The following is a 12,227-nucleotide window of genomic DNA, read 5'->3' on the forward strand; positions in this document are numbered from 1 at the left end:
AGGCTTACTTTAAAAAATTTCACTATATTTATGTGTTGGTGCTCACTCTTATTAATTCGCACCAACACTTAATATTTAGGTTAACAGCTAATAAATTAAAATTCAGCCCTGACCATATTATTTAACATCAAGTTTTTTAATAATATCTGAATCAAAATGACATAGGTTTACTTCAAGATTTTTTATCGTCATCTGTAAATCACTGTATTCTTCACTTGTCCCAATAATCACTTGCTTACCTGATTTTTTTATTTCAGCGACCTTATTTATAAATTCTTTAAAACTTTCGTTCTTTGCTTCTTGTTGTCTAGGTTCATCAAGAATTAATAAGCCCAAATGATTTGTACTTTCAACGCTTGGTATTTCATCCAAAGTCAACATAGAATACAAATATGACCAAATAACTCTAATGTTATCACTAGCTGAAGCTTCAGAATTTATATCAATATCATTTAGAGTTGGCTTATAACTTTGTTCTGAAATCTTAAAGTCTTCTAGTTCGTTACTACTATATCCAAAATCACCTAAATACTTAATAAAGCTATTCCTCAATGCTTGAAGCTTACGCCTGTCTTTTTGGCTAAAACCCGTTTTTGGCAAAGCTTGTAATGTAGATTCTGCCAGTTTCCAATCATTCAATGCGCTTTGCAGCCTACCTTTTATATCTAATTCATTTCTTAAAGCACCATCTAATAGCTCAATTTCATTCTCTATAATAAGTTCTTTTTTTATATCACTTCTAGAAGGAAGTGACTTTTCATCAATAAGACTAGATTTAATTTCTCTAATAATAGCTCTCGACTGAGTTATTTGATGATTTGCCTGCCCTAAATTAATTTCTTTATTTTGGGTGTTTTTTCTTTCTAATTTCAGCAGGGACTCAAAACTATCCTTTTGTTTTTCAAGATACTTTATATTATCATCTAAACCTAGAACTTTAATATTGCCATGCTGGAAATTAGGGAGAAGTGAATCTTCTATCTCTGTTTTACAAGTCGGACACTCTGTTGTGGATAGATTAAATTCTTCTTCTGAGCCTATTGATTCAAGTCGAATTAAGTCCTTATATTTTCTCAGGCTATCATTCACATCATGTATGCGAACTTCTATGGATTTAGTATATTGTTGAGATATATCTATATCCATTATTAACAACGAAATTGCATTTTCTTGCTCATTTAGCACACGAGATTGTTCTTTAAGCTCTAACTCCAGCCGCATTATTTTATTTTCATCAATATTTTCATTTGAATTTCTAGATTTTAAAGCGCTAAGTTCTGAAGATAGTAATTCAATTCTCTCTTTGTATGAAATTATTTCATCTGACATTTGTTGATATAAATAAGATTGCTCAGAAATAACAGTATCTTTATGGATATTATTCTGTAAATCTGTCGAAACATAACCTGCCGAATTTTTAGCTACAGAAATCAGATGATCAACCTCCGTACTCCAAATAATCTCAGCATCCTTTTTCTTCATATTGAATTTTTGTCGTTTTTTAATAATATTTTGAACATCTAAATCTAGTGTGTATTCAACAATCCTTGCTGATAAATCCCTTATTGATAGGTAGGTAGGAAGAATATTAAGAATACCTCCCCAACCTCTAGTTTGCTCCACATAGTTCATTGAAAATATTGCTTCCAAATAAAGCAAACATTCACTTCCGTCATATTTGAATACTGTTGGCAAATGCAGTCCTAGAAAGTCAGCTAAATAAGCGTGAAATCCTCTTTCTCTAGTTGCTGAGCCTTCTAATCGAAGAAAATAATCACGAGATATTACATTCCCTATTACAGCTTGATTGGCTACAATATCCTCATAAACAGAAACAAGATCTTTTTTATCCGGGTTGCTACTACGTTTTATTGTGATGGTTTTTTCACCATTATTTATCTGGAGGTAGATATTAGATTCAAATATCAACGCTGGTGAGCCATCAGCTTTTCTAAGTTGGCTTGTTAATGCTGTTTTTAATGGTACTTTCCTAGATGGTCCCAAAGTCCCTTCAAGACCAAGTGCAAAAACTATCGCCTGAATACATGTTGATTTACCTTGCGTATTTTCAGCATGAATGATATTCAATCCTGCTTCAAAAGGAATATCTACACCATATACTCCATCATTAGTATTAGTTCTTACTGATAATTGCTCAATCCTAAGCCTTTTCATTATCTTTCTCCTGTAATTAAGTCATTTATTCTTTTATCAGTAAAATAACTTTTTTTAAATTTGTTCATGAATTCTTTTTCTAATATAAATATGCAATTATCTTCTTCAATACGCTTACCAAAAGCCAACCCTTTATCACTTAATATTACACTTTTAGCATCATCCAATTCAAATAACGAATATCCAAGCCCCATATCAATAGCCCTATCAACAATTGGGTCAAACCGAATATTTAATAAATAATGGTTATCCATAGGTGACAAAAATATCTCTCTCTTTTTTTTGGATGCAACAAGTGAATACAGAGCTTGCAATTTTTTTACGTTAGCCTTATTACCAGAACAGAGTTTCATAATTATAAGAACCAGCAATGAAATTCGCCAAAGAGGTCTAAGCTCCGGATCAAGAGGAGCACCTCGATAATTAAAAGCTATACCTTTCTGGGGAGTTATGTCTAAAATATCCATCATTCAAAATCCAAAGTACAATTCATTAACCAATCAGCAATAGTACCTTTGGAAATGGTATCTAAATTGTCAGTATGTAATTTACAGCGTTGTTGAAGCTGCTCTTTCAAAGTGCCGATTTGATAATTAATACTTTTAGTCTCAGCTTCACCATCCAGAGCTTCTATATCGAGTTGCTCTGCTCTTTTGACTACTGCACTGTTGATCTGCTCGTAATATTCTCCATATTCTTGCTTTAACTCACTCATCATATTTTGACTAATAATTGCTGTCTTTGTGAGTGTTTCCTGACCTTTTCTAACAATTTCTATATTATTATTTAATTTATTAAGCTTACGGGTCATATTGTTGGAAAACTCAGGGGCCTTTGATTGATAGTCTTCAATCTGACTTGATTGAACACTGATAGGCTCTAACTTTAGGACAGCCATTCCAGCTGCAAGCAATTCAGCTTCTTCAGCTTTGAATTCGTTCAGATCCCACACAAGAACCCTAAAGGAACTGCTATCTACATAATCGAGATTTGCAGTTTTTACTTCTTTGCTTTTCTTTGTTGCATGAGTAACTAGCTCCTTTGTCTTATGCTCAGGAACAACTAATACCCATCTTTTTATTTTTAAATCACCAAAAAAACCTTTCATCTTGCCTTTATTCAAGATAAATTTGTTAATATCGTCTGTCATTTTAGTTCTTTGTTTTTCATACAAAGATGAGATGGTTGTTGCATCTTGGGGACAGTACATCTGATAAGCATACCCATCAAGTGAAAAACCTTCTATTCCACCATCACCTCTATCTTGGTCTGGAATAGGAATATAGTCGTCTGTTGAAGAACGATATCGTATACGTAACAAACTATTAGCATAAGATTCCCATTCTTTAGGAGTCCAAATTTTTGAAGGGCTTATATTCATGAATCCGCTCTCTTAGTATACAAAAAGGGCTAAATTAGATAAAAAAGGTTATAAGCTAAGCAAATGCTCTATTTTTATAAATTTAATTTATGGATATAATTCTATCGCTAAGCACCTTAAAAACAAAAATTTAAATATGAAATTTGAGGCTTCACCACTAATTAACATAATTTATAAGCTAACTATCCACTCATCTATCATATCAGCCCAATCCTGCAACATAGCGGTGCGCTGCTCGCGGTACTCAGCTTTATTGTACACTGCCCTAACCCCTTTCTGTTCATGCGCCAGACACTTCTCTATCCAATCTGTGTTATAGCCAGCTTCATGCAATAATGTACTCGCTGTTCTGCGTAAATCGTGAGGTCCAAATTTAGCAAGGTCGTGCCCGTCTTTTTGTGCTGCTTTATAGGTGAGATCCAGTACCCGATTCATTGTTGCACTACTCATTGGTGCATCTTGAATCATAGCGCGATGGTAGAATAAAATCAGAACCGCCTGCAAAGGTTTTTAAGGCAACTAAAATATCCATTACCTGACGCGATAAGAAAACCAAATGCGGATTGCGACGTTTCATTCGCTCTTTTGGGATTGTCCAAATTGCTTCACTGAAATTAATTTCACTCCAGGTGGCATTCGTTAACTCACTTTTACGTACCATTGTTAACAATAGCAGTTTTACAGCTACCCTAATTGAGGGCGTTGTCCCAACCTTCTCAAGATAGCGATACATCAAACCAATTTCACCTGGCGTTAACGAGCGATCTCTGGGTTCAAATTTAGCAATACTTGCAGGCCTCACTAAATCTGCTGGATTTTCTACCTTCTGGCCCCGTTCAATCGCCCAGCGATAAACCTGAAGTACGATTTCTCGTGCATGAACCGCAGTCGCTGGTGCACCACGTTCAACAATAGTGTCAGTGATCGCCCGTAAGTCTTCGTGTGTGATTTCATTTAACTTTTGGTTGCCAAATTTGTCCTTGAGTTCCCTGGTATAAACTGATCGCCGCATATCCCGTGTAGAATCTGCCATTTGATAGCCACGAAGCCACTTTTCAGCCCATGCACCAAATGTTTCAGCACCTTTAATTCTCGCTTTATCTCTGGCTTTTTCTTTAGCCGGGGACTTACCATCTGCCACCATTCTTTTGGCTTCCCCTAGCCGCTCTCTGGCTTCAGCTAAAGTGATCCCGCCAATACCATAACGACCAAAAGTCACCGTTTCCTGTCTGCCATTAATGGCATAGTTATAGCGAAAAGAGACAGAGCCTGCAGTCGTTACAGCGACATATAGCCCATCTCTGTCATTCACTTTATAGAGCTTTTCTTTCGGTTTTAAATTTCTCAGTTTGGTATCAGTCAGCATTCATTTTTATCCTTTTTTAACGTTTTGATACCATGCAAAAACAACCGTAGGAAACTATGATTTAATTCCTTTAAAAACAGTTGATTACTTGTTTTTAATACCATAAGGAGATCAAAAACTATCGCATGGTATCAGTCGGTGTTCATGGCATCTGCTTGCGATAATACCAACTTTAATACCCCATTCAACTTGTGCTTGACGCTGCTAATCAGTGCCAGACACGGCAAACTATAAAAACAAAAAAGCCCAATTTTACATGGGCTTAAGTCGTTATTTTGCCAGTCAGTGCCAGCTGGTTCTTATTGGGGGATTATTCCCACTCAATTGTCGCAGGCGGTTTGCCGCTGATATCATATACAACCCTTGAAATGCCTTCGACCTCATTAATGATGCGGTTTGAAACGCGGCCTAGGAAGTCATAAGGTAAATGTGCCCAATGCGCGGTCATAAAGTCGATGGTTTCAACTGCACGTAATGAAACAACCCAGTCGTATTTACGGCCATCACCCATAACACCGACAGAGCGGACAGGTAAAAATACAGTAAATGCTTGGCTAACTTTATGATATAAATCCGCTTTGTGCAGTTCTTCGATAAAGATAGCGTCTGCGCGGCGTAGTAAGTCACAGTACTCTTTCTTCACTTCACCTAGCACGCGAACCCCTAAGCCTGGGCCTGGGAATGGGTGGCGATATAACATGTCGTACGGCAGACCTAACTCTAAACCAATCTTACGCACTTCATCTTTAAACAGCTCTTTTAATGGCTCAACTAAACCAAGCTTCATGTCATCCGGTAGGCCACCTACGTTATGGTGAGACTTGATAACGTGCGCTTTGCCAGTTGCTGATGCTGCTGATTCGATAACATCTGGGTAAATCGTCCCTTGAGCCAACCATTTGATATTAGGTAGCTTAGATGACTCTTCATCAAATACTTCGATAAACACATGGCCAATTTTCTTACGTTTAGCTTCTGGATCGCTGATCCCCGCTAATGCATTTAAGAAGCGATCTTCGGCTTTTGCATGGATGATGTTTAGGTCAAATTTACCTGCGAACATTTCCATTACTTGGTCTGCTTCGTTTAAACGCAATAAACCGTTATCAACGAACACACAGGTTAAACGTTTACCAATTGCGCGGTTTAATAGCAATGCCGTAACCGATGAATCAACACCACCCGATAATGCAAGCAGTACGTGGTCATCACCAATTTGCTCTTTTAAACGCGCTACTGTGTCTTCGATAATTGCAGCTGGTGTCCACAGGGCTTCACATTGGCAAATATCTTTCACAAAACGCGTTAAAATATTTAGGCCTTGGTGAGTGTGAGTCACTTCTGGGTGGAATTGAACACCGTAGAATTTTTTCTCTTCATTTGCCATGATGGCATATGGGCAGCTTGGTGTGCTGGCAATGGTTTTAAAGTCTGCTGGAATTGCAGTCACTTTATCACCATGGCTCATCCAGACATCAAGTACTGGTTTGCCCGCTTCGTTCAGAGAGTCATGAATATCACGGAATAATTCACATTGCTCAGTGATTTCAACATTAGCATAGCCGAATTCACGTTCACCAGAGACTTCAACTGCACCACCCAACTGCATTGACATGGTTTGCATGCCATAACAAATACCTAATACAGGAACGCCTGCATTAAATACGTAATCAGGGGCACGTGGGCTATCTGATTCAGTCGTACTTTCTGGTCCACCAGAAAGAATAATACCGTTTGGATTAAATCCTCGAATTTGTTCTTCTGTAACGTCCCACGCCCAGAGTTCACAGTAAACGCCAATTTCACGGATGCGACGAGCGATCAGCTGTGTATATTGCGAGCCGAAATCAAGAATAAGAATGCGATGTTTATGGATATTTGTTGTCATTTGAGGAGAATTCCAAAAATTCAAGTCAAAAATAAGAATCGGTGACGCAAACAAACGCATGCGCCACCCTGAGAAACTTTATCGATTATTGCCCCAAACGGTAGTTTGGAGACTCTTTCGTGATAGTAACATCATGGACGTGGCTTTCTTGGATACCCGCACCACTAATGCGAACAAATTCTGCTTTTGTTCTTAATGCATCAATAGTACCACAGCCGGTCAGCCCCATACAGGAGCGTAAACCACCCATTTGTTGATGAATAATTTCTTTTAAACGGCCTTTATACGCGACACGGCCTTCAATCCCTTCTGGCACTAATTTGTCTGCTGCATTATCCGATTGGAAGTAGCGGTCTGACGAACCTTTAGACATCGCACCAAGTGAGCCCATACCACGGTATGCTTTGTAAGTACGGCCTTGGAATAAAATGGTTTCTCCCGGAGACTCTTCAGTTCCTGCGAACATTGAGCCGACCATCACACAGGCTGCGCCTGCCGCGATAGCTTTAGAAATGTCGCCTGAGAAACGAATACCACCATCCGCAATAACAGGAATACCAGTACCTTCAAGCGCTTCTGCCGCTTCTGCAATCGCTGTGATTTGTGGTACACCAACGCCTGTCACGATACGTGTGGTACAAATAGAACCCGGACCAATACCCACTTTAACTGCGCTAACACCGGCATCTGCTAAGGCTTTAGCCCCTTCAGCTGTTGCAACGTTACCACCAATAATTTGCAAATCAGGGTATTTTTGGCGAGTTTCACGGATACGTTGTAGTACACCTTCGGAATGACCATGTGATGAGTCAATTAATAAAACATCAACGCCAGCGGCCACCAGCGCATCAACACGCTCTTCATTTCCTGCGCCAGCACCAACTGCAGCGCCAACACGTAAACGGCCTTGCTCGTCTTTACACGCGTTTGGTTTACGTTCTGCTTTTTGGAAATCTTTAACGGTGATCATCCCTAACAAATGAAAGTTATCATCGATCACTAAGGCTTTTTCTACACGTTTTTCATGCATTTTTTGCAAAACGACTTCGCGTGCTTCGCCTTCTTTTACGGTCACTAAACGCTCTTTTGGCGTCATCACTGCGGTAACAGGTTGGTCTAAATCTGTCACGAAACGGACGTCACGGCCTGTAATGATACCGACTAGTGAATTGTCTTTAGCAACAACAGGATAACCCGCGAACCCATTACGCTCAGCCATTTCTTGCACTTCACGAATGGTCGTATCTGGCGTTACGGTGACAGGATCAGTAACCACACCACTTTCATGCTTTTTCACGCGGCGAACTTCTTCCGCTTGGCGCTCAATAGTCATGTTTTTATGGATGAAGCCAATGCCACCTTCTTGTGCTAATGCGATAGCAAGGTCAGATTCAGTGACAGTATCCATGGCTGCAGAAAGCATAGGAATGTTCAGGCGGATGTTTGCAGTCAGTTGAGTTGATAAATCTGCAGTATTTGGTAATACCGTTGAGTGTGCAGGAACGAGTAAAACGTCGTCGAAAGTTAGTGCTTCTTTTTTAATGCGTAACATAGGCAATATCCCACCAGGCAGCGTTATGGAAAGGTATAAAATATTGCCGCGGCATTATACACACCGAAAACGGTTGCTTCCAGCGTTTTTTTGAAAAAAAACTTGATAACTCTTATGGCTAGGTTAGTATCTAACGATTAAGTCATTGTTTTAAAATTTGATCTGGCTCACATGTCGACATCACAAAATAGCGCAATTTACTCTGTTAGCAAGCTTAACCAGACGGTTCGAGAACTTCTTGATAACCAAATGGGTCGTATTTGGTTAACCGCAGAAATTTCTAATTTTTCGCAGCCCAGCTCCGGTCATTGGTATCTAACCTTAAAAGATGATCGGGCTCAGGTTCGTGCGGCAATGTTCCGTGGGCAAAATGCGCGTGTCACTTTCCGCCCCCAGAATGGTCAACAGGTGTTAGTCAGAGCGACAGTCACCTTGTATGAGCCACGAGGCGACTATCAATTAATCCTTGAAAGCATGCAGCCCGCCGGTGAAGGGTTACTGCAACAGCGTTTTGAGCTATTAAAGCAAACGCTAAGCGCACAAGGCTTATTTGATATTATTCATAAAAAACCGCTCCCTAGCCCTGCTAAGTCTGTCGGTATCATTACCTCGGCAACGGGTGCAGCCCTACATGATATTTTAAATATTTTACGTCGTCGTGACCCTTCCCTGCCTATCATCATCTACCCAACGGCCGTTCAAGGTGAGATGGCGCCAGCACAAATTGCTCGAATGATTGAGCTAGCAAACTTACGTCAAGAATGCGATGTGTTGATCGTCGGTCGCGGAGGCGGTTCACTTGAAGATTTATGGGCATTTAATGAAGAAATCGTTGCTAGAGCTATTTTTACGAGCCAACTACCTATAATCAGCGCTGTTGGCCATGAAACCGATGTGACAATTGCCGACTATGTGGCGGACGTAAGAACACCAACCCCATCGGCGGCTGCTGAGCTTGTTAGCCGTAATCAATTGGAAATGCTCCGCCAGCTAAAATCAGCACAGCAACACCTTGAAATGGCGATGGATTATTACGTGGCAGGTCAACAACAAAGATTCGCACGCTTGCATCACCGCCTACAGCAGCAGCACCCGCAATTGCGGTTGGCAAGGCAACATAACCAGCTCAATTTATTGCAGCAAAAGCTGGCGCAGTCGATGACGCGGCAACTACAAAGTTCAACGGCTAAATTCGAGAAAGTTAATCGTCGTTTACTGCAAAATGATTTGCGCCCACATCTGCAAAAACAACAACGCCAGCTGCAACAGACGCAATATCATTTGCAAAATATGGTTACCCATTTGGTCAATAGCTATCGCCAGCGATTCGCAGTGGCTTGTTCGAAAATGGAAGCGGTTAGCCCATTAGCCACCCTAGCTCGCGGGTTTAGTATCAGTGAAACCGCTAAAGGCACTGTGTTGAAAAAAACCAGCCAAGTGAAAGTCGGCCAACCGTTGAAAACACGCCTTAATGATGGCTGGGTTGAAAGCCAAGTCACCCACATTGAGAAGGTTAACGTCAAAAGAGTATCGAAATAATTATTTTATCCACTTATCTCGATAAAAATAACGAGATAAGTGGTGTTAAATTTATATGTTGATTAGAAACGCACCTGCCCACCTATCATATAGGTACGCCCTCTACCCGTTTCGTTATTTCGCCCTCGTTCTTCCATAATTGCACCCGAATTTGCGCGATTTAATGCATCGGTATAGTTTTTATTTGTCACATTGTTAATGGTCATCATCAACTTAACGTTTTTATTAATTTCATAATCTGCATATACATCAATAATGGTTGGCTGTTTTTCGTATTTTTCCGTCATAGCGTCACCATTTTGGTCGGCATCAAGAACTGGGCTAATTCGCTTAGACGGCCCTGTCCACGTTATCGTTGACCCCAGTGTCAGCTTTTCATCCAGCAAACGCACACCTGAATCTAATGTTAGGTAATAGTCAGGTAATTGCGTAAAGTCCCCAGCACTAAATGCAGAGGTACTATTAATAGAAACCGGTTGTTTCCCTGACTCTTTGGTATAGGAAATCATTGAGTAAAATACACCTGCATCATAGTTGGCTTGCAGTTCATACCCACGTAGATTCACATCTCGGTGGTCATTCACATACATTTCTGCTCGCTGAGACATGGGTGGATTCTCTTTATCCCATACATCATCATTGACTAAACACCAATCAAATTCATCCCGTGGATTGGAACGACAAAGAATGAAAGCTTTACTCGTGATGTAGTCTTTAACCTGAGTATGAAACCACAATGCTTTCAGGTTAAATTGGTCACCCTCCACCACTAAATCAGGTTTTAAGCTATTAAAGCCAACCTGCCAAGTTTTCGATTTTTCCCCCTTAAGAAATGGATTCATAGTCTGGCCACCATTTGAGGAGAAAAAAGCTTCTTGTGAATTTGGTGCTCGCATTGAATGAGCATAGCTAACAAAGGGTTGGAATTCAGGAATGAGTTGTGCGGATAATAATATTCCAGGGTTAATTCCGCTATCTTTAATATTCAGATTACTGGCTTCTTGAGGAAAACATTTCTCTGTTGCATCACACTCAGGTTTATAGCCTTTCACACTATAATTGAGGTAATTAAGGTCAAATATCGCTGTGTAGATATCGTATTTCGCTTCAAACTGAGTATATACACTGGCAATATCTTGTGTTCCGCTTGGTGCAAATGGATTATTTTTCTGGGTGTTTGGGTCTTCAACAGATTGAGCTTCCTTACTGTACTTGGTTTTCATTAATTTCGAACCAACTTGCCATTTATAATCCACGTCGCCATAAGAAAAATGGCTAGTATTGGATAAATTTATACTATCTGATTTATTTTTAGATATGGCATCTCTGTACGCACCACCAACGGGATCACCTTGGAGTTTCTGCTGATTATTTCCATGACTTGCCAATATTTCCACATCAATTAATTCATTTAATGGGGTGTATTTATATTTAAGGTAATAGTCATCACTATTAATCTTTCTGCTAGTTAATTTATTTTGTAAGAAACGGCCACTAAATTCTAATTCATGACTGTCATTAGGTTTATATTTCAGTTTGGCTAATTGGGATTGTGGTTTTTGTTTAAATGATGGGTCTGTGGCAAATTCATCACTATCAAACCCATCACCATTCTTATAACTACCAGGAATATTATGGCCGCTAACCGCAATTAAACCGCCAAAATAGCCATCATCTTGTAATAATGTCTTTCCTGCAACTGCAACCATGCCATTATAACCGAGACCATTATCTCCCCAATTGGCCTTACTACGTAGGCCATATAAGTTGTTATTGAAAATGACATCATCAATACCGATAGTGCGGAAATTTGCACTCCCCGCTAAGGCGTTGACACTATTACTGCCATTTAGCTGTCCTTTTTCTACTTCTACCGACACTATAAAGTTAGGATCTATTAATGAGCCAAAATCATTACTTGGCTGCATCCCGTGTGTGTACTTACTTGGGGAATTACCATAATAACTTTGAGTGATACCATCAACCATCATATTCACGCGACCAAAACCACTTAACCCGCGAATATTCACGTTAACCGTTCCTTGGCTAGCATCCATTTGCGTATAAGTCCCTGGCATGGTGCGGATTATTTTATCCATCGACTGCAATTTATTTTCTGTACCCACCGCACTGTAAGCACCCGGTTTTTCCAATGCTTTGACTAATGGTGTTTGTTTTTGTGCACCTGAAACTTTTAATTGGCTAAAATTAACCACACCCTCTTTCTGCTTATTTTGCTGCTGTGTATTTTCAGCCAAAGCAATCCCTTGATAGCCAGTGGCAATAAAGCCAGCTACCATAATTATTGTTTTATTATTCATTAAAC

At 39.7% G+C, this 12,227-nt stretch carries 7 protein-coding genes and 1 pseudogene; 1 reads left to right on the forward strand and 7 read right to left on the reverse strand.

Features of this window, described 5'->3' with window-relative positions; genetic code table 11:
* Positions 1-117: 117 nt before the first annotated feature.
* The 6 genes and pseudogenes from PR800_RS05495 to guaB form a co-directional block, all read right to left on the reverse strand.
* Positions 118-2,175 (reverse strand): hypothetical protein, encoded by a 2,058-nt coding sequence (locus PR800_RS05495; RefSeq protein ID WP_210844596.1) that lies wholly within the window; start codon positions 2,173-2,175, stop codon positions 118-120.
* Entirely contained in the window at positions 2,175-2,645 is a 471-nt protein-coding gene (locus PR800_RS05500) for a hypothetical protein (RefSeq protein WP_210844595.1), read from the reverse strand. Before PR800_RS05500 ends, PR800_RS05495 begins: the two co-directional genes overlap by 1 nt.
* A complete protein-coding gene (locus PR800_RS05505) occupies positions 2,642-3,556 on the reverse strand; it encodes a hypothetical protein (protein ID WP_210844594.1) in 915 nt (304 codons plus the stop codon). The genes PR800_RS05500 and PR800_RS05505 overlap by 4 nt, the downstream gene beginning before the upstream one ends.
* 171 nt (positions 3,557-3,727) lie before the next feature.
* Positions 3,728-4,922, reverse strand: a pseudogene (locus PR800_RS05510) (tyrosine-type recombinase/integrase).
* 310 nt (positions 4,923-5,232) lie between these two features.
* Positions 5,233-6,810: a glutamine-hydrolyzing GMP synthase gene (gene guaA, locus PR800_RS05515; protein WP_166264823.1), complete on the reverse strand. Its 1,578-nt coding sequence runs from the start codon at positions 6,808-6,810 to the stop codon at positions 5,233-5,235.
* Positions 6,811-6,895: 85 nt separating this feature from the next.
* Positions 6,896-8,362: an IMP dehydrogenase gene (gene guaB, locus PR800_RS05520; RefSeq protein ID WP_102138717.1), complete on the reverse strand. Its 1,467-nt coding sequence runs from the start codon at positions 8,360-8,362 to the stop codon at positions 6,896-6,898.
* A gap of 171 nt (positions 8,363-8,533) precedes the next feature.
* Here guaB and xseA point away from each other — a divergent pair, with 171 nt between their 5' ends.
* Positions 8,534-9,901 carry an exodeoxyribonuclease VII large subunit gene (gene xseA / locus PR800_RS05525; RefSeq protein ID WP_272530362.1) on the forward strand — a complete coding sequence of 456 codons (1,368 nt, stop codon included), beginning with the start codon at positions 8,534-8,536 and terminating at the stop codon, positions 9,899-9,901.
* 62 nt (positions 9,902-9,963) lie between these two features.
* Here the strand turns inward: xseA and PR800_RS05530 are convergent, their stop codons facing one another.
* Positions 9,964-12,222: a TonB-dependent receptor domain-containing protein gene (locus PR800_RS05530; protein WP_239979101.1), complete on the reverse strand. Its 2,259-nt coding sequence runs from the start codon at positions 12,220-12,222 to the stop codon at positions 9,964-9,966.
* Between the last annotated feature and the right edge of the window lie 5 nt (positions 12,223-12,227).

Origin of the sequence: Providencia sp. PROV205 (assembly GCF_028479505.1) — a bacterium.
Classification (GTDB): domain Bacteria; phylum Pseudomonadota; class Gammaproteobacteria; order Enterobacterales; family Enterobacteriaceae; genus Providencia; species Providencia huaxiensis.